The 18,406-nt window shown below is 72.8% G+C and carries 20 protein-coding genes; 13 read left to right on the plus strand and 7 right to left on the minus strand.

Annotated features, from left to right (window positions below):
* Positions 1-2: 2 nt before the first annotated feature.
* From AC068B_RS14035 to AC068B_RS14045, 3 genes are all read right to left on the minus strand, one after another.
* Positions 3-230 (minus strand): 4Fe-4S dicluster domain-containing protein, encoded by a 228-nt coding sequence (locus tag AC068B_RS14035; protein WP_055563275.1) that lies wholly within the window; start codon positions 228-230, stop codon positions 3-5.
* A 43-nt stretch (positions 231-273) separates the two neighbouring features.
* On the minus strand, positions 274-1,041 hold the full coding sequence (locus AC068B_RS14040; RefSeq protein WP_356259157.1) for a GntR family transcriptional regulator: 768 nt from the start codon (positions 1,039-1,041) through the stop codon (positions 274-276).
* Positions 1,042-1,237: 196 nt separating this feature from the next.
* On the minus strand, positions 1,238-2,791 hold the full coding sequence (locus AC068B_RS14045; protein ID WP_478671586.1) for an MFS transporter: 1,554 nt from the start codon (positions 2,789-2,791) through the stop codon (positions 1,238-1,240).
* Positions 2,792-2,917: 126 nt separating this feature from the next.
* Here AC068B_RS14045 and AC068B_RS14050 point away from each other — a divergent pair, with 126 nt between their 5' ends.
* The 11 genes from AC068B_RS14050 to AC068B_RS14100 all read left to right on the plus strand — a co-directional run bounded on the left by AC068B_RS14050 (position 2,918) and on the right by AC068B_RS14100 (position 11,454).
* The gene (locus AC068B_RS14050) at positions 2,918-3,904 is read left to right on the plus strand and encodes an Lrp/AsnC family transcriptional regulator (RefSeq protein WP_478671588.1); all 987 of its coding nucleotides are present in this window, start codon (positions 2,918-2,920) and stop codon (positions 3,902-3,904) included.
* 137 nt (positions 3,905-4,041) lie between these two features.
* Positions 4,042-4,602: a helix-turn-helix transcriptional regulator gene (locus tag AC068B_RS14055; RefSeq protein ID WP_478671590.1), complete on the plus strand. Its 561-nt coding sequence runs from the start codon at positions 4,042-4,044 to the stop codon at positions 4,600-4,602.
* 181 nt (positions 4,603-4,783) lie between these two features.
* On the plus strand, positions 4,784-5,419 hold the full coding sequence (locus AC068B_RS14060; RefSeq protein WP_478671592.1) for a LuxR C-terminal-related transcriptional regulator: 636 nt from the start codon (positions 4,784-4,786) through the stop codon (positions 5,417-5,419).
* 153 nt (positions 5,420-5,572) lie between these two features.
* A complete protein-coding gene (locus AC068B_RS14065) occupies positions 5,573-5,905 on the plus strand; it encodes a hypothetical protein (RefSeq protein WP_478671594.1) in 333 nt (110 codons plus the stop codon).
* A 2-nt stretch (positions 5,906-5,907) separates the two neighbouring features.
* Complete coding sequence (locus AC068B_RS14070; protein ID WP_478671596.1) at positions 5,908-6,957, plus strand: transglutaminase domain-containing protein; 1,050 nt, start codon at positions 5,908-5,910, stop codon at positions 6,955-6,957.
* Positions 6,958-7,041: 84 nt separating this feature from the next.
* Positions 7,042-7,617, plus strand: coding sequence for a hypothetical protein (locus AC068B_RS14075; RefSeq protein WP_478671598.1), 576 nt, complete (start codon positions 7,042-7,044; stop codon positions 7,615-7,617).
* A 13-nt stretch (positions 7,618-7,630) separates the two neighbouring features.
* Positions 7,631-8,386, plus strand: coding sequence for a hypothetical protein (locus tag AC068B_RS14080; RefSeq protein ID WP_478671599.1), 756 nt, complete (start codon positions 7,631-7,633; stop codon positions 8,384-8,386).
* 10 nt (positions 8,387-8,396) lie between these two features.
* On the plus strand, positions 8,397-8,999 hold the full coding sequence (locus AC068B_RS14085; protein ID WP_478671601.1) for a hypothetical protein: 603 nt from the start codon (positions 8,397-8,399) through the stop codon (positions 8,997-8,999).
* A complete protein-coding gene (locus AC068B_RS14090) occupies positions 8,996-9,478 on the plus strand; it encodes a hypothetical protein (protein ID WP_478671603.1) in 483 nt (160 codons plus the stop codon). Before AC068B_RS14085 ends, AC068B_RS14090 begins: the two co-directional genes overlap by 4 nt.
* Before the next feature lie 13 nt (positions 9,479-9,491).
* The gene (locus AC068B_RS14095) at positions 9,492-10,799 is read left to right on the plus strand and encodes a hypothetical protein (protein WP_478671604.1); all 1,308 of its coding nucleotides are present in this window, start codon (positions 9,492-9,494) and stop codon (positions 10,797-10,799) included.
* A gap of 1 nt (position 10,800) precedes the next feature.
* Positions 10,801-11,454, plus strand: a complete 654-nt coding sequence (locus tag AC068B_RS14100) for a class I SAM-dependent DNA methyltransferase (protein WP_478671606.1) — start codon at positions 10,801-10,803, stop codon at positions 11,452-11,454.
* 98 nt (positions 11,455-11,552) lie between these two features.
* On the opposite strand, the gene AC068B_RS14105 is transcribed toward AC068B_RS14100, so the two are convergent.
* Positions 11,553-12,422, minus strand: a complete 870-nt coding sequence (locus AC068B_RS14105; RefSeq protein WP_478672070.1) for a LysR substrate-binding domain-containing protein — start codon at positions 12,420-12,422, stop codon at positions 11,553-11,555.
* 203 nt (positions 12,423-12,625) lie between these two features.
* On the opposite strand from AC068B_RS14105, the gene AC068B_RS14110 reads away from it, so the two are divergent.
* On the plus strand, positions 12,626-13,639 hold the full coding sequence (locus AC068B_RS14110) for a bile acid:sodium symporter family protein (protein ID WP_478672072.1): 1,014 nt from the start codon (positions 12,626-12,628) through the stop codon (positions 13,637-13,639).
* On the opposite strand, the gene AC068B_RS14115 is transcribed toward AC068B_RS14110, so the two are convergent.
* The 3 genes from AC068B_RS14115 to AC068B_RS14125 all read right to left on the minus strand — a co-directional run bounded on the left by AC068B_RS14115 (position 13,575) and on the right by AC068B_RS14125 (position 17,851).
* Positions 13,575-14,840, minus strand: a complete 1,266-nt coding sequence (locus AC068B_RS14115; protein ID WP_478671608.1) for a hypothetical protein — start codon at positions 14,838-14,840, stop codon at positions 13,575-13,577. The two genes, AC068B_RS14110 and AC068B_RS14115, sit on opposite strands and share 65 nt — an antisense overlap.
* Positions 14,841-14,850: 10 nt before the next feature.
* On the minus strand, positions 14,851-16,746 hold the full coding sequence (locus AC068B_RS14120) for an exo-alpha-sialidase (protein ID WP_478671610.1): 1,896 nt from the start codon (positions 16,744-16,746) through the stop codon (positions 14,851-14,853).
* 181 nt (positions 16,747-16,927) lie between these two features.
* Complete coding sequence (locus tag AC068B_RS14125; RefSeq protein ID WP_478671613.1) at positions 16,928-17,851, minus strand: quinone oxidoreductase family protein; 924 nt, start codon at positions 17,849-17,851, stop codon at positions 16,928-16,930.
* 95 nt (positions 17,852-17,946) lie between these two features.
* On the opposite strand from AC068B_RS14125, the gene AC068B_RS14130 reads away from it, so the two are divergent.
* A complete protein-coding gene (locus AC068B_RS14130) occupies positions 17,947-18,396 on the plus strand; it encodes a MarR family winged helix-turn-helix transcriptional regulator (RefSeq protein WP_478671616.1) in 450 nt (149 codons plus the stop codon).
* The last annotated feature ends 10 nt before the right edge of the window (positions 18,397-18,406 follow it).

The raw sequence follows: 18,406 nt of genomic DNA on the forward strand, positions 1-18,406 counted from the left end.
TTTCACCTGAGCAGGTAGGGCATGTTGACGGTGACCGCGCCGGTGGGGCACCGGGCCGCGCAGGGGCCGCAGTACCAGCACTCGTCGACGTGCATGTACGCCTTGCCGTTGTCCTCGCGGATCGCGAGCGAGTCGAGCGGGCACATGTCGACGCAGAGGGTGCAGCCGTCGATACAGCGGGACTCGTCGATGGTCACGGGCACGTCGGCGCGCTGCGGGACAACAGGCATGGCTGTCTCCAGGACTCAGGAAGGGGGCGGAAGAGAGTGAGGGTCAGGCGGATCGGCGCAGGACGCCGCTCATCGTGATCCGGTCGCCGCGGAAGCGGATGAACTCCAGGTCCACGGGCCGCCCGTCGGGCAGATGGGTGAGCCGCTCCAGCATCAGGACGGCGCTCCCGCGCGGTGCCTCCAGGACTGCCGCGGAGTGCGCGTCGGCGTTCACGGCCTCCAGCGTCATGTCGGCATGCCCCAGCGGGCCGCCTGTCATCGTCTCCAGAAGGCGGAACACGTCCGTGTTCTCCAGGTCGCAGCCGAGGAGCTCACCGCCCACGTCCATGGGCAGGTACGACAGGTCCAGGGAGAGCGGCAGTCCGTTCAGGCGGCGCAGCCGCTCGATACAGAGCACGTCGGTGTGGTCGGGCACCCCGAGCCTGCGCGCCACCGGCCCCGGCGCGCCGACCGGCCCGACGGTGCGGACCTCGTTGGTGACCCGGCCGTGCTCGTGCAGGGTCTCGGCGAGGCCCTGCAGCCGGTCGAGGGCGTGCGGGTACTTCTCGCACACCACGACGGTGCCGACGCCTGACCTCCGGTCCACGAGCTGCTCGCCGCGCAGCAGGTCGAGGGCCTGCCGTACGGTGTTGCGGCTGGCCCGGTAGTCGGCGGCGATGGCGTCCTCCAACGGCAGGACGCCGCCCGGGAAGCCGCCCGTGAGGATCTGGTGGCGCAGCAGATCGGCGAGTTGCCGGGCCTGGTCCGCACGCAGCCGCCGACGCCGCGCGGCGGCGACCGGAAGCGAGGCGGGGCTGTGTTCGGCTGGCATGGCAGGGAACGTACCGGCGTGGTGGCCGCGGTGGTGTTGCGGCAGCATTGCGCCACCTGACGCGGCCGGGCACACCGCTCTGAGCTGCTGATTTGCCGGGCGATATGCAAGACCCGCCACCCGGATGCCCACAACGTGGACAGTCCGGGCGGCGGATCCGAGACGACGCACCGTCAGTGCGTTCTGCGCGGCACCGTCAGCGCGTTGCCTCCTGAACGTCCGGCCGCCGCTCCGGAGTTCCCGCGGACCGCTCCGATGACGGAGCCCCCGCGGACCGCTCGGCCGACGGAGCTCCCGGTCCGCCCGCGCTCCCCGCCCGGCCCCCCGGCGTACGCACCATCACGAGCACCAGGACACCGGCGACCAGACCCGCCACACCCGCGGCCAGCGACGCCCCGTTGAGCCCCGACGCGAAGGCCGCGCGCACCGCGTGCTCGGGCACCGTGCCGTGCAGGGCCGCCGCGCCGCCGCCCGCGGCGGTGTGCGCCGCCTCGTGGCCGAGCGAGTCCTGCATACGCGTGGTCAGCACCGTCCCGAACAGGGCGACCCCGATCGCGTACCCGAGCTGGCGGAAGGTGTTGACCGCGCCGCCCGCCATCCCGGCGTTCGCCGGCGGCACCGCGGCCAGCGCCGCCCCCGCAAGGCCCGGCGCGACCAGACCGGCGCCGACCCCCGTGAGCGTGAGCCCCGGCGCGAGCGTCCCCCAGGACGACCCGGCGTCCAGCACCGCCATGCACAGCCCGCCCGCCCCGATCAGCAGCAGCCCGACGCCGATGACCAGCCGCGGCGACACCCCGTGCAGCAGCCGCCCGGCGAGCAGCGCCACCACGAACGACGTCGCGGCGAGCGGCAGCAGCACCAGGCTGCCGCGCACCGGACTCATGCCGAGCACGGTCTGCAGCCAGATGGAGAGGTAGGGGACGACGCCGAACGCCGCCCCGTTGTAGCCGACCGCGCCGATCAGCACGCCCGTGAAGGCGGGCTTGCGCAGCAGCCGCAGGTCGAGGAGCGGCTGTGCCACGCGCCGCTCGACCAGGACGAAGCAGAGCAGCGCCAGCGCCGACACCGCGAACGACGTGCCCGCGGCCGCCGACGCCCAGCCGTCCGCCCCGCCGCGCAGCACCCCGTACGTCCCCGCGCCCGCGAAGCACGCGAACGCCGCCGTGCCCGCCCAGTCGACCCGCCGCCCGGCGGGCCCCCGGGACTCCGGCACCAGACGCAGCGTTAGCCAGATCGACACGACGCTCACCGGCAGGTTCACGAAGAAGATCCAGCGCCAGCCGGGCCCCTCCGTCAGGAGTCCGCCCACGATCGGGCCGAGCGCGGCCGACGCCCCGCTCACCGCGCCCCACACGCCGAGCGCGGCCGACCGGTCGCGCCCTTGGTAGGCGGCACCGAGCAGCGGCAGCGTCGTCGCGAGCATCGCCGCCGCCCCAAGACCCTGCACGGCGCGCGCCGCCACCAGCAGGCCCGCGTCCGAGGCGAGCCCGCAGCCCAGCGAGGCGAGGGCGAACAGCGCGGTACCGATGACGTTCAGCCGCCGCCTGCCGAACACGTCGGCCGCGGCGCCGACGCCGAGCAGCAGCGCGGCCAGCGCGAGCGCGTACCCGTCGATGACCCACTGCAGCTCGCTCAGCGAGGCGTCCAGCGCCCCCGCCATGTCGGGCAGCGCCACGATCACGATCGTCACGTCCAGCAGCAGCATGAACGTCCCCAATGACACCGCTGCGAGCGGCCCCCATGTACGCATTTCCCTGTTCCTCCGGCTCCTCGTCACACGCGTCTGCGTGTCCTCGTACGATGAGCCGACGGCGAACGAAACCGGTGCCACGTCGTAGCTGAGTGCACTGATCCGACATGAGAGGGCATCTGGGCGATGGAATCCGAAGTCTTCGACGAGTTGGACCTCAAGCTGCTGCATGCCCTGGAGGTCGACGGCAGGGCACCCTTCAGCCGCATCGCGGGCGTCCTCGGCGTCTCCGACCAGACCGTCGCCCGCCGCTTCCGCCGCCTGCGTGCCGAGGCGGGCCTGCGCATCGTCGGCGTGCGCGACACCCGCAGGCTCGGGCAGGACGAGTGGATGCTGCGGCTGCGCTGTGCGCCCGACGGCGCCGAGGCCATCGCGACCGCCCTGGCCCGCCGCCCCGACACCGCGTGGGTCCACCTCACGTCGGCGGGCACCGAAGTGGTCTGCATGACGGTGCCGCGCACCCAGGGCGACTACGACGACCTGCTCTTCGGCAAGCTCCTGCGCACCCGGAAGCTCGTCGAGATCACCGCTCACCAGCTGATGCACCGCTTCTACGGCGGCCGCACCGGGTGGATCGGCAAGCACCGCCCGCTCTCCGACGCGCAGGTGGCCGCGCTTGCCCCCGCCCATGCCCACGCCGACTCCGCTCACACCGCCCCGGCCCGCATCGCTCCCGAGGACGAGCCCCTGGTCGCCGCCCTCAAGGCCGACGGCCGCGTCACCTACCCCGAACTGCAGCGGCTCACGGGCCGCTCGGAGTCCTCGGTCAAGCGCCGCGTCGCCGCGCTGCTCGGCTCGGGCGCGCTGTACATCGACACCGAGTACGACACCGCGCGCTTCGGCTTCACCACCGCCGCGATGCTCTGGGTCACCGTCGCCCCCGGCGCGCTCGACGCGGTGGGCCGGGCGATGGGCGAGCACCCGGAGATCGCCCACGTCTCCGCGATCACCGGCTCCGCCAACCTGATGGCGAGCGTCCTGACCCGCGACACCGCGGAGCTCTACGCCTACCTGAGCGGCGGGCTCGGCGCCCTCGACGGAGTGCGGCACGTCGAATCGGCACCCTACGTGCGGCGATTCAAGGAGCTCACCTACCCGCGGCCGCTGCGATAGCTCTCCGGGGCTGGTGCCGCCCGCTCGGATGCGCGAATAATCAAAGCACGGCGGCTCTGTCGCCCTCGGGGGGTGGTCGGGTGGTGGCGGCGCGGGACACTGCCGGGGACGGGCACCGGAAGGTGATCCGGGTCGCGGTGGTGGACGAGAACGATATTTTCCGCCGCGGGCTCGTGGCCTGCCTGGAGACCGACGAGATGCTCCTCGTCGCGTACGACGCACGGGACGGGCCCGTCCCGGATGCGGTCGACGTCGTGCTGGCGTCGGTCCGTGCGGCCACGGGCCTCGTGGGGCCCGGGCCGCCGAAGCTGATCTGCGGCGAGCCCGGCTCTCTCGACGGGCGGGCGCCACAAGGACCGGCCGACACGGTGCTCTCGCGCACCGGCCTGACCGAGGAACAGGTGCTGGCCGCCGTCCGCGCCGCCGCGTGCGGTCTGCTGGTGGGGCCGGGGCGGACGCAGACGGCGGCGCGGACCACGGACGCGGCCGTCGGCGGCGCACTGCCCGAGCGCATGTCCGAACGCATGCGGGATGTGCTCCGCCTCCTCGCCGACGGCTACGCGACGCGGGAGATCGCCGAGCGCATCGGATACTCGGAACGGACCGTCAAGAGCGTGGTGCGGCAGACGCAGTGCCGTCTCGGCGCCCGCAACCGTGCGCAGGCGGTGGCGGAGGGCATCCGGCGCGGGATCATCTGACACACCCGCGCCCACGGCTCCGGTCCGTAAGTCCATGTGAACGGCCGCCGCCCGTAAGGGAGTCGGTCTGCACCTCGGGGCAGTGGCCGACCCTTTCGGGGCAGCGACCGGCCGCACGTACCCCGAGGTCGGCCCTTGTGGCCGCTTCTCCCCGGACCGTGCGGGCTGCTCTGCTTGCTGGATGAAACGCGCAGACGTCCCGCTGTGGCTGGACGAGTCGAACGTCATCTTCCGGCGGGGCATGGCCGATTGCCTCGCCGGGGCGGGCTTCACGGTCGACGGGGAGAGCGCGCGGCTGCGGCCGGAGCCCGAACTCGGGGCGGACACGCTGCTGTTGACCGAGGCGGACGGGGCGGGGGCGGGACTCGACGGTGTCGCCCGGCTCGTCGGCGCGCGGCCGGTCGCGCTGCTCGGCGTGCTCGAATCGGCCCGGCCCGAACTCGTGCGCTCCGCGCTGGAACACGGTTTCACGGGGCTGCTCGTCCGCGCCGAGATGACCCCCGACTCCCTGGTCGCCGCGGTCGACGCCGTGGCGTCGGGTGCGGGGTCGCTGCCACCTGCCGTCCTCTCCGGGCTGCTCGCCGGTACCGGGAGCGAACACGTGGGGCTGCGGGCGGCGGCCGCCAAGTTGCTCGCCCGGCGCGAACTCGACGTCCTCAGGCTGCTCGCGGAGGGCAGCAGCACCCGGGAGATCGCCGGTGCGCTCTGCTACTCGGAGCGCACTGTGAAGAACATCGTGCACGACACCCTGGCCAAGCTGAACTGCCGCACGCGGGCCCATGCGGTGGCGATCGTGGTGCGCCAAGGAGCCCTCTGACCTGCTGGCCCGCCCGCTGCCCCTTCGGCTGCCCCGTCGACTCCCCGTGCGACTGCACCGTTGACTGCCCGACCGAATCTCGATCCCGGCCCCGGGGCGGCCTAGCGTCGAGGCACGGCAGAACGGTGAACGGCCCTCCAGGGGAGGCGACATGTGTTGCGCGTACTGGTGGTCGGCTTCGGTGACATCGCGAGGCGGGGAATCAGGTCCATCCTGCGCAACCCCGGAATCCTGCTCATGGAGTGCGGGACCGACGCCGTGACCGCGGTGATGGCGGCGACCCGCCCCGACGCCGTGGTCCTGGAGGCAGGGCCACGCGGCGGCGCCCGCGCGGCGCGGCTGGCGGCCGATGCGCCGGGCACGATCGTGGTGCTCTGTTCGGCGCACCGGGCCGACATGCGAGTGTTCCCGGTGGCGGGCGGCTGCTACACGCGGCCGCTGAGCGCACAGGCACTCATCAACAGCGTGCTGGGTGGGACAGGATGAGCATGCGGATCACCACGTACCGCATCCCGGCGGGCCCGGCAGGCACCGCGCGGACCGTCGGGCACATGAGGTCCCTGATCCTCCAGGGCGCCAAGGACATCACCGTGCGCCGCAGCGCGGTGCGTCTGCTGAAGGCGCAAGGAGTGCGTCCCAAGGACTACCTCGGAGAGATCAGGGCGCTGTTCGAGGGGGTGCGGCGGACGGTCCGTTACACCCGTGACCCGTACCGGGTGGAACTCCTGCACTCCGCACGCCGGATGCTCCAGCTGCGGGCGGGTGACTGTGACGACATGACCATCCTGCTCGGCGCGCTGCTGCAGTCCGTCGGGCACCAGGTCCGCATTGTCCTTGTCGGCCCCGACGCGGGCCGCCCTGGTCTGTTCTCCCACGTGTATCCCGAGGCCGAGTACCGCGGCCGCTGGATCGCGCTGGACGCCACGATGCCGCACCCCATGGGCTGGGCGCCCGACAGCCCGGTGAAGAAGATCGTCCCGCTCCGCACGCGAAGGCGTTCCCTGTCCGGAGCGGAGACCCCGACGAGAGAGGGAAGTGCCATGGACGCAGAGGCGTTGGAGGGCACCCTGGGTCAGCTGCCAGCGGGACCGGCGGCAGAACTGGTCGCGGCCGTAGGCCAGGACGGACTGCCCGCACGCGATCCGCGCGTACGGGCCGTCTGGGCCCTGCTGCGGGCCCGGGGCCTGCTCGGCAGTGACCCGTGGGTGAGTCAAGTGCTCCGCAGGATCTGGCGGACGGGCCTGCCGCAGGGGAACCGGCCGCGCACGGCGGAGAGGCTGGAGGCCGCGCTGCGGTCCGTGGCGGGTTCGGCCGGGGTGGCGACGGAATACCCCGGCCCGTGGAGCACGGCGGTCGTCGGCCCCCGCTATCCCTACGGCTACCGGTACCCGTACGGGGACCGCCCGTGGCGCCCCGGGTACCGACCGCCGTACCGGCCGCCGTACGGACAGCGTCCCTGGCCTCCGGTGTACTCGCCTCCCGTGTACCGGCCGCCCGCCCCGTACGTGCGCGGTCCGCGCCCGGTTCGGTACCGCTGAAATCCGAAGCCGAGATCTGAAGGCCGAGATCTGAAAGCCGAGATCCGAGAGCCGAGATCCGAGAGCCGAAAGGAGAACAATGCGATGGCTCGGGTGACCGGCGTCAAGGAGAAGCTGCACAGCCCTCTCTACGACGCCTTCTTCCTGCGTGACGCACAGGACCGTTTCGAGGACAGGATGACCGACCCGCGCGTCATCCGCTTCTTCGTCGACGTGCAGGACAAGACGCGCCTGGAGACGAACATGCAGGCGTCCGGCGTGCTGCCCAGTCTGAACACCTTCGAGGCGCGGGCGATGCGCGTGGTGATCAGCGACACCGCGCCCTCCCACGAGCATCCGGATCCCTTCATCGCGGATCTGGTGTTCAGCTCCGTGGTGACGCTGCTGGTCGGCGAGAAGGAAGCGATCACGGCGCCGACGTACATGTTCCCCTCCGGCGCCGGGGTGGTGTCGGGCAACGGCTCGTCCCCGCTCAGCCACGGCGTGCCCGACCCGATGGCCACCTTCCGGTTCGCCGAGCCGGTGTTCATCGAACCGCAGCAGAACTTCCGCGTGGAGATGCTCTTCCCGCGCGGGCTGCCCGTGTCCGTCGCGGACGAGACGGGTCCCCGACACCTCTGGGTGGTCCTCGACGGCTACCTGGAGCGCGACGTCCAGTAGGGAGGCACCACACATGTTGCATGACGGATACGAGGGCTACCAGGGCTATGAGGAAGTCGGGGGCTACGACGGCCTCGGCGACGAGGAGTTGATGACCGTACAAGGCCTCGACGGGTACGCGGGGTACGAGGGGTACGGCGGATACGCAGGGTACGAGGGATACGACGGGTATGCCGGGTACGGCGCCTACGACGACCTCGGCCAGTACGAGGACCTGTCACAGTACGAGGACCTCGGCCAGTCCGAAGAACTCGGCCACGCCTACCGGCCGCACGCCCCCCGCACCGCCCGGTGCGTTCCGGGTGAGGTGCGCCAGGGCCGCGACGGACGCCTGTACCAGTGGGTGGAGGGCTACGACGGCCTCGGCTCCCCGGTGGGGTTCTGGTCGCTGCTGCCCGCCATCGCCAAGGCGGTCCTGCCGCTCGCCGCCCGCTATCTGCCCCAGGTGCTGCGAGCCGTCGGCGGCAGTCGCCGGGCGATGCGGCCTGTCGTCCCGGCGCAGGCGCCGGTGCCCTACAGCCTGCCGATGCCGATCCCTCCGGCCGTGCCCGCGCAGCCGTCCACCGAGGAGGACGAGGAGCTGCGCGGCTACGGCGAGGGCGACGAACCGCTCGCCGCCGACGAGGAGCCCGGCATGGGCCGGTACGGCGACTGCGGTGACCGCGGCGACACGGGCGGCGTGGAGGGCTACGTCCGCGAACGGCGCGCCAGGACAAGGAAGTTCCGCCGCCCGGAGCAGGCCCCGGAGCTCTGGCGCCCCATCTGGTGATCCGGAGGTCATGATGCAGGACGACCAGCAGTACGGGCAGGTGCCGGTGCGCAGGCCCGACCCCGGCAACGGGCGCGGGCCATGGGCCCGGCCCTCGCCCAAAGAGATTCCCTACGACCACGTGGCGGTCCTCAGGCTGCGCGGCCGGGCGGGCAACCGGGTCGAGGACACGATCAACATCAGCGTCGACGGGGCGTTCGTCGCCACGTCGATCGGCTACAGCTTCATCCCGGCACCCCCCACGGGCGGCATCATCGAGGGGCAGGCGGTCACCCTGCCGCCGCCCTTCGACGCCCTGGTGGGGGCCGCGTTCAACGACCCGGCGGACGCCGCCCGTTGCTTGTTCGCACGCTTCTGCGGCATCGACTTCACGTACAGCATCATCGACAGCGGCACCGGGCGCGAGCTGCAGAACCGGGCGATCCACAACATCGCGGGCCTCGGCAGTTCCGACGGGGTGCGGCCGTTCAGGCCCATGGCGAAGCCGATGCTCTTCCTGCCCCGCTCCACGATCCGCATCGTCGTCGACGAGGTGTCCGAGGGCCCCCTCTTCGAGGACGCGCAGCTGTTCTTCGTGCTGCACGGCTACAAGATGCTCGGATACCTGCCATGACGCCTGTCACAACGGTCTGCGGCCGGTCCGGCGTGGGCCAGTGCGAGGTCTGCGGGCGTCCCCTGGACGCCCGGGTCTTCGACAGCTCCAGCGTCGTGGCCGCGCCGGGTCCTGGGGAGGAGACCGTGCTCGCGCGGTTCGCGCTGCCCTCGACGCACTGCGGCGTCCTGGAGCACTTCGCGCAGTTCACCGACCGCTTCGCGCGTGACCCGGGGCGGGTGGCGACACCGGGCTACCGGTGGCAGATCCGCAGCGACGTCCAGCCCCTCGACCCGTACCTCTCCTTCGGTCACATCATCAATCCGTGGGGCCTGTCCGGGATTCCGCTCGACATCCGGCTCGCCGAGGGTGCCGTCGTCGAGTTCACCGTCCGCAACACGGGCGCGTCGCGCGCCGACGAACTGACCGAAGTGGGCGGCCGGATCCTCGGGCGGCACTGGTACGACACCCGGTTCGGCGGCGCGCCGGGCCGTCTGTGAGGAGGCGAAGAGCATGGTGTACGTACGAACGCCCGCGGGCGACAGCGGACTTGGGCTCGGTCTGGGGCAGGGCCCGGTGCGGCCGCCGGGGCGCGGCTGCGCGGACGCGGCCCGGTCCGCTGCCGCGCACGATGCCGCGTCGGCGGAGCTGATCGCGCAGCTCAGGTTGCCGATCACCAGTGCGCAGACGGCCCTGCAGGCGTACCGGGCGAACGAACTGCGCAGTCTTTTCAGGCGACTTGACGGGCCAACGGCCCGACGCCTCGCGGGCCGCCTCAACGACCCGGCCGACGACCTCGCGCGGTTCTTCGACTGCGAACTGTCGACGCCCCTCAGGGCGGAGCTGCGGGCCCTTCTCATCCGTCCCCCGGAACCCGCCGCCGTGCCGCCGCCGCAGCCGCTGCCGCGCATCCCGGCCCCGTGGCCAGGACCGGGACTGGGGCCGGGGCCCGGGCCCTGGATACCGGGAGTGCCGCCTCCCGTCCCACCGGCCCCACCGTTCCGCCCGGTGCCACCGAGGCTGCCCGGCTACCCGCCGACGCGCGACGTCTTCGACTTCCGCCGCACCACGGGGCCCGGGATCTCGGTGACGGACCTGCTCCACCGCGCCCGGCAGGTGCTCGACCTGGCCCTTGCGGCAGGCGTGACCGGAGCGGCGGTGGCCGGGCTCGGGGCGGCGCTCACCGGCGCGCAGCAACTGGCCGGGCTGATCGGCGGATCCGGGATCGGCACCGCCCTGATCTTCGAGACGACGACGGGCAAGCTCTCCATGGCGCCGTTCCCGCCCGGTACCGATCCGCACTATCTGACGCTGAGGGCGCAGGCGACCGCGTTGCAGCGCCCGGAGTGGGGGCAACTGGAGCAGCGGCTGCGGGAGGTGGCACGGTTCGAGGACGTGGTGCGCGAGCGGGCCCGTGACGCCCGCGGGCGCTGGCAGAAGCCGGAGCCCGGCGACAAGCCGCCCGGCGCGCCCTTCGAGGACCTGGTGTGCGACCGCGTCCGGCGCGCGTTCCCGTTCTCGGCCCGTTCGGTCCACGTCCGTGCCTTCGTGTTCAAGGAACACCCGACCGGCGGCAGGGGGAACCGGGTGATCATCGACTGTGTGGGCTCCCTCCGGCCCGGTCGAGGGCTCAAGCTCTTCGAGGCGAAGTCGGGCGGCTCGCTGCGGCGGAACCAGGTCTTCGAGTACCCGAGGCTGGCACGGAACGGCGGAGTGATCGTCAGCGACCGCGGCCCCTACCGCGCGGGGCAGCGCATCCCCTTCGGCACCGCGGTCACGATCGTCACGCCCGCCAACATCGACTTCGTCCTGCCACCGTGACATGACCCCCGGCGCCGCCCCCTACGAGATCCTCGCCGACGGCTACGATGCCCTGCTCGGCGACCGCGCCTTCGCCCGGCTGCGACGGTCCTTCGAGCGGCTCGCACACCGCCACGGCCTGGTGTTCCGCTCCGCCGCCGACGTGGGCTGCGGCACCGGAACCTTCGTCGCCCACCTCCGCTCGCGCGGGGTCCACCCGGTGTGGGGCGTGGACCGCTCGCCGCACATGCTGGCCGAGGCGCTCGCCAAGAACCGCGGGAACGGTGCCCGCTTCCTCCTCCAGGACCTGCGCGCCCTGCGGCTCCCGCATCCGGTCGACCTGCTCACTTGCCAGTTCGACACCCTGAACTATCTGCTCGTGCCGTCCGAACTGCGCACCGCCATGGCCGCGTTCGCGCACGCCCTGGAGCCGGGCGGCCACGCGGTCTTCGACGTGATCGTCGGGGACGGCCCGCACGGCGGCCGCGTCCGGCGGGTGCGCGTGGTGCGGGCCGGTAGGCCGTACGAGATCCACGAGCAGCGTGCGTACACCCTCGACGAGGTCGGGGCGGCCCTCGCCGGGAGCGGCCTGCGGCTGCGCGGCGTGCACCGCGTGGCCGAGCCGCGCCCCGGGGGCGGGACGGCCCGCCTGAACTTCGTGGCACGGCGGCGCTGACGGAACGACGAGCCGACGGGCCGACGGGCCGACGGGCCGACGGAAAGCAGCGGAGACCCGCCCCCCCGGTCAGCGTCCGCCCCTCAGCACCCGCCCCCTCACCGCCCACCCCGATGCAGCCGGTCCCCGCCCGCCAGGATCGCCCCCGCCAGCGCGTCCGCCGCGTCCTGGGCCGATGCCCGCCGCTCGCCGTGGAGCAGGACGAAGTCGACGGACCCCAGCTCGGGCAGGCCCGCCCGGTCGGGGACGCGGACCAGGCCCGGCGGGATCAGACCCCGCGAGTGCGCCATCACGCCGAGGCCCGCGCGGGCCGCCGCCACCAGACCGTTGAGGCTGCCGCTCGTGCAGGCCACGCGCCAGGCGCGGCCCCGGCGCTCCAGGGCCTCGAAGGCAAGGGCACGGGTGATGCCGGGCGGGGGATAGACGATCAGCGGCACCGGGCGCTCGGGATCAAGGCGGAGCCGCTCGGCGCCGATCCACACCAGGTCGTCCCGCCACACCAGCTCCCCGCGCGGGTCCTCCGGGCGGCGCTTGGCGAGCACCAGGTCGAGCTTGCCTGCGTCCAGCTGCTTGTGCAGCGTGCCGGAGAGCTCGACCGTCAGCTCCAGGTCGACGTCGGGGTGGTCGTGCCGGAACGACTCCAGGATGTCGGTGAGCCGCGTCAGGACGAAGTCCTCCGACGCCCCGAACCGCAGCCGCCCGCCGAGGCGCTTCCCGGCGAAGAACGTCGCGGCCTGTTCGTGCGCCGCCAGGATCCTGCGGGCGAAGCCGAGCATCGCCTCGCCGTCCTCGGTCAGCTCCACGCTGTGGGTGTCGCGCGTGAACAGCTGCCGCCCGGCCGCGTCCTCCAGGCGGCGCACGTGCTGGCTGACGGTCGACTGGCGCAGGCCGAGGCGGCGGGCGGCCCGCGTGAAGCTCAGCGTCTGGGCCACCGCGAGGAACGTACGGAGCTGCGAAGGGTCGTACACGCGCACCAGCCTAATGCCGCTCATCGCGGAACGTGATGACAGTCAGAGCCGTGTACGGGATTCCCGATCACCCTGATCAGGAGGATCATGGAAAGGGCACGCCCCCACGCCCCGCGCCGAGAGCGGAGCCTCTCGCACCGAGAGCGAGGCCAGACGCACCGAGAGTATGGAGCACCGTGAAACGCCTGAAGTGGCCGTCCTGGATGCCGGTCGACCCGTACATCGTGGCGTTGCTCGCGACCGTGGGCCTCGCGGCCCTGCTGCCCGCCCGCGGCACGTCCGCCGATGTCGCGTCCGGTGCCTCCACCGCCGCCGTCTCGCTGCTCTTCTTCCTCTACGGGTCCCGGCTCTCCACCCGTGAGGCGCTCGACGGGCTCAAGCACTGGCGGCTCCACGTCACGGTCCTGGCCAGCACGTTCGTCGTGTTCCCGCTGCTCGGGCTCGCCGCGAAGGGCCTCGTTCCGTACGTCCTGACGCCCGCGCTCTTCAGCGGTTTCCTCTTCCTCACCCTGGTGCCCTCGACGATCCAGTCGTCCATCGCCTTCACCTCGATGGCCCGCGGCAACGTTCCCGCGGCGATCTGCGCGGGCTCCTTCTCCTCGCTGGCGGGCATCGTGCTCACACCGCTGCTCGCGGCCGCGCTGCTCGGCGACAGCGGGGGCGGGTTCTCCGCCGACTCCCTCCTGAAGATCGTGCTGCAGCTGCTGGTGCCGTTCCTCGCCGGGCAGCTCCTGCGCCGGTGGGTGGGCGGCTTCATCGCCCGCCACAAGAAGATCCTCGGCTATGTCGACCGCGGCTCGATCCTGCTCGTCGTCTACACCGCGTTCAGCGAGGGCATGGTGCAGGGCATCTGGGGCCAGGTGCACCCGGTGCGGCTGCTCGCGCTGCTCGGCGTCGAGGCGGTGCTGCTCGCGGCCATGCTGTCGCTGACCTGGTACGGCGCGAAGCGGCTCGGCTTCGCCCGTGCGGACCGCGTCGCGATCCAGTTCGCCGGGTCGAAGAAGTCCCTGGCCGCCGGGCTGCCCATGGCGAGCGTCCTGTTCGGCGCTGACGCCTCGCTGGCCGTGCTGCCGCTGATGCTCTTCCACCAGATGCAGCTGATGGTCTGCGCGGTCATCGCCAAGCGCCGCTCGCGGGACCCGGAGGAGTTCGTCAGCGAGCCGCCGCGAGCCGCAGCGACACGAACCGCGGTCGGTACAGCGACACGTTCCGCGTGACGTTCGCCTGCGCGTTCGCGGGCGTCGCGTCCAGCCAGTTGATGTCGTAGCTCAGCACGACGCGGCCGTCGCCCGCCCCGCCCCCGGTGAGCGCCGGGTGGGCCTGCGGGTTGTAGGCGGCGGTGTCCTGGCGGGCCGCGCTGTCCTTCGGCAGGGAGGCCTCGAAGGCCTTGGCGGGGCCGTGCCAGGGGCCGGTGGGGGAGCAGGACCAGTACGAGGCGACGGTGGTCAGGCCCTCGGTGCCCGCGGCCATCGTGAACAGCACATACGTCCCCTCGTCCCGCACCACCGTGAACGCGCTGCCCACCCCCTTGCGCTTCCCGTCCCCGAGCACGGCCCGGGGCGTGACGTCGGGCCCCCACTCCTCGCCGTCCCAGTACTCCCACGCCGAGCCGTCCCCGAGGCTGCCGTGCGGGACCCGTGCGACGTACGCGTCCGATGCGGGACGTGCGGTCGCCTGCGCGTCCGTGCCGCCGAAGACGTACGTCCAGTCGCCGTCGTCGACCGTCGTCGTGCCGTACAGGACGCGCTTCTCCGGGTCGCCGACCGACTGCTGGTCGGAGACCTTCGTGATGCCCTCGACCCGCAGGTCGGGCAGCGAGAGCGTGGCGACCTCGGTGGCGACGGGCACGCCGTAGATCCAGGGGCCCTGGCTCGCCATGCGGTTCCACAGCAGGACGCGCACGACCCGCTCGTCCGAGCCGGGCGTGCGGGGCTCGACGCGCGCCGCCACCGGCCAGCGCCACTGCTGGGGCGCGGGGTCGGGGAAGAGCGGCGCGGTGAGGGTGCGCTGCAGCGTGCCCGAACGGGACATCACCACGGCCGAGTTGCGGACCATGGGCGTGTTCGTGTCGCGCCAGGTGTGCGGCTGCCCGGCCGGGTTCGGGGGTGCGTGGATCTGCCCGAGGAAGGTGTCGGAGAACAGCCACAGCACGCGCCCGTCCGGCAGGCGCACGGAGTGGGTGCCGTCGCCGCCGGTCCAGTCGTCGGTGCGCGTCATGTCGTCGCCGTAGCGCGCGAACTCATCGGTGGGCCCGGCCTCGGCGGACGAGGAGGCGACGGTGCGGGGGCGGCATGCCGCATCGCCCTCCCGGTCGTCGTCCGGGAGGGCGATGAGCAGTACGGCCGCGCAGGCCAGGACCAGCGGCAGGACCAGCCAGATCCTGCGGGGCCCCGACGCGGCACGTTCGCGGGCAGGCACGTCCGGGACGTTAGTTGCTGTCGCGCACGCGGTCCATGGGGAGCCGGACGACGGTGTCCCGTGTCACAGGAGCATCACCGGTGCGCAGAGCTTCCACCTCGGCGTCGCTCAACGCCCGGTCGTGCACCCGCACTTCGTCGATCGCTCCGGTGAAGTACGCGCGGCTGTCCATCCGTTGACCGACGTGCACGCCGAACGGCGAGTTGCGGCTGACCGAGCCCGGCACGTCGGCGGCGGAGGTCTGCGTACCGTCGAGGAAGAGCGTCAGGCGGCCGTCGCCGCGGCGCAGCGCGATGTGGTGCCACTCGCCGTCGTTGTACGCGCTCGTCGTGCGCACCGAGGCGGACCTCGGGGGCGCCGCGCCGTCGCGCGTGGTGATGAGGCCGGTGACGCGGTTGCTCGCGGGCTCGCCGCGCAGCCACACCTGCGGCTGGTTGGTGCCTATGCCGCCCATCCACAGCAGGGGCTGCTCACCGGTGGTCGCGGTGTAGCGGAACCACAGGGAGGCCGTGAAGTCCGCGGCCCCGAGCGGGAGTCGGGCGCTGAAGGGGAGCCGCACCGCGTCGTCCGAGCCGTCGAGGGCGAGCGCGCCGCCGAAGCGGCCCGGGGTCACGTCCGCCCCGCCGAGCACCGCGGCGGGACGTGCGCCCGGCGCATGGTCGGGGGTGGTGGGGTCGGGGCCCCTGCGCGGGGTGAGCCAGTCCTCGGTGAAGCGGGCGAAGCGGATCTCGTCGCGCGCGTCGACCGCGCCGCCCTCGTACAGCAGGCCGACGTGCGCGCCGTCGGCCCGCACCAGGTCCGAGTAGCCGGACCAGTCCGTGGTCACCGTGGTGCCGCGGTCGACGCTGTCCCAGGTGCGCCCGCCGTCGTAGGACGAGCGGATCTGCATCGTGCGGCGGCGGTCCGGGTCGCCGGGGCAGGCCAGCAGCATCCGCTTGCCGAACTGGAGCGTGGAGCCCTGCACTTGGGGCGTGTAGAGGTCGGGGATCGCGCGGAAGGGGGCGGTGAAGGTGTCGCCGCCGTCCCGGCTGATCGTGTGGGTGCGGTGGCCCAGGTCCGTGCCGTCCTGCTCGCGGCCGCTGACGTAGACCGCCCCGTCGGGCCGCTCGGTGACGGTCATCTCGGACGGCTTCTGACGGAACGTACCGTCCTGCGGTATCGGGTACGAGTCCGTCGCGCCGATCTTCCAGTGGTCGCCGCCGTCGTCGCTGACGATCAGCGCGGCGTGGTTGGCGGTGACCCGGCTGCCGTCCCACGTCTCGGTGTTGGCGGTGAAGACGAGGCGTCCCGCGTGGCGGCCGCGGGTCAGCTGGATGCCGTGCACGGGACCGGTCGCGTACCAGGAGTTCCAGTTCTCCGGCAGGATCTCCTCGCTCAGGTCGCGCGGCGCGGACCAGCTGAGGCCGTCGTCGTCGCTGTACTGCAGGTGCGGGGTCCGGTCGCACGGCACGTCGCAGTTCTTGCCGTCCGTGCGTCCGGTGTTGTACGTCTCCGCCAGCAGGACGCGGCCGGTCTCGCGGTCCACGACGGGCGCCGGGTTGCCGTGCGTGTCGCCCCCGCCCTCGTTGATCACCTGGAGCGGCCCCCAGGTGCGGCCGCCGTCGTGCGACCGCTTGAGCACCAGGTCTATGTCGCCCGCGTCGCTGCAGTCGTTGACCCGGCCCTCCGCGAAGGCGAGCAGGGTGCCCTGCGTCGTCCGCACCACGGCGGGGATGCGGTAGCAGGCGTAGCCGGGATCCTGGGAGGCCTTGAACAGCACCTGCTGCTCGAACGGCGCGGTCCGCGCGGGCGCCGCGCGCAGTGCCTGCGCCGCGGGCGCGGGCAGCAGGGCGCCGACGGCGACCAGGGTCAGGGCGGCGGTGGCGGTACGGAGCGATCTGAGGCGTACGCGGAGGCTCGATGGCATGGTGCGGTCCGCCTTTCGTGGCGACGGCGACTCATGGCGCGTCCTGAAGATGGCGTGCGGGATGTGGAGTCGTGAGTACGTGGCGTCCTTCGTGCGTGGCGTCCTGACATCCTGACATCCCATGTCCACGTTCCGACGCAGACGCTACTTGGGGTCACCCGCACCCCACAAGAAGTGCGCATCAAGGGATCAGGACGACCTTGCCCCGATTGCTCCGGCCCTCGATCACCGCGTGCGCCTTCGCCGCGTCCTCCAGGGCGAACTCCGCATGCACGGCCACGCGCAGGGCGCCCGCCGCGTGCAGCTCCCACAGCTCCCGCCGCCACGCCTCGTACAGCTCCGGCCGCCCCCGCGCGATCAGCGCCATCTGGAAGCCGATGACGGCCTTGGCGCCGACGAGCAGGTCGTACGCCGCCACCGTGCCGCCGCCCGAGCTGTAGGCCACTAGCCGTCCGTGCGGGGCCAGGGCCCTGACGGCGGGCGTCAGGAGGTCGCCGCCGACCGCGTCCAGGACGTAGTCGACCGGTTCGCCCCACCCCTTCTGGTCGTACGTGATGACGTCGTCGGCGCCGAGCCCGCGCACGAAGTCCGCCTTGCCGGGGTCGGAGACGGCGGCCACCACGCGTGAGGCACCCTTCAACTTCGCGAGCTGCAGGGCGAGATGCCCGACGCCGCTCGCGGCCGCCGTGACGAGCGCGGACTCGCCGGGTGCGGGCCGCGCGGCTTGGAGCGCCCCGTACGCCACGAGGCCGGAGCGGACCAGCGCGACCGCGTCGACGGCGCTTGCCCCGTCCGGGACGGGGGAGGCCATCGCGGCGTGGAGCACGGCGTAGTCGGCGTAGCCGTGCCCGAAGACCAGGCCGGTGACGCGGTCGCCCGGCACGTGGCCGCCGACCCCTTCGCCGAGCGCGACGACCTCACCGGCGACCTCGCCCCCGAGAGGGATCGGCTCGCGGTCTTCGCCGACCTTGCGGACGACGGGAAGGGTGACGCCGACCGCCTCCACGCGCACGAGGAGCTCGCCGGGGCCCGGCGCGGGCACGGGCGCGTCCTCCAGGAACAGGACTTCGGGGCCACCGCTGTGTTCGTACCGGACACGACGCATCGGCACCACCTCCAGATGCAGGGGATCGTTGGGAGACCCAACGATAAGTGCATGGTCGTGGGGAAGTCCAACGATTCTTTGGCTACGCTTCCCCCATGGCCACGACACCGCCCGCCCCCAGCACCATCCGCACCCTCCCCAGCTGGCTGCTCGGCCGCGCGGCAGCCCGCGGGCGCGGCCTGGTCGCCGACGCGCTGGCCCGCGAGGGACTCAAGATGTGGCACCACGTGGTGCTCTCCGCCGTCGCGGACCTGGGCCCCGTCGCCCAGGCGGAGCTCGGCCGCAGCGTCTCGCTCGACCCGAAGGACATGGTCGGCGTCATCAACGACCTGGCGGCCGAAGACCTCGTCGAGCGCGCCCCAGACCCCCGCGACCGCCGCAAGAACGCCATCACCATCACGGCGCGCGGCAGGCGCACCGTCACACGCTGCGCGGAGGCGGCCGAACAGGCCAACGCCGAACTCCTCGCCCCCCTCTCGCCCGACGAGCGGAAGCGGTTCATGGAGCTGCTCGGCCGGATCTCGGGGGTTGGGGAGTCGGCCTGACGCCGCGGTA

The sequence above is a fragment of the Streptomyces sp. NPDC042371 genome, assembly GCF_056437465.1.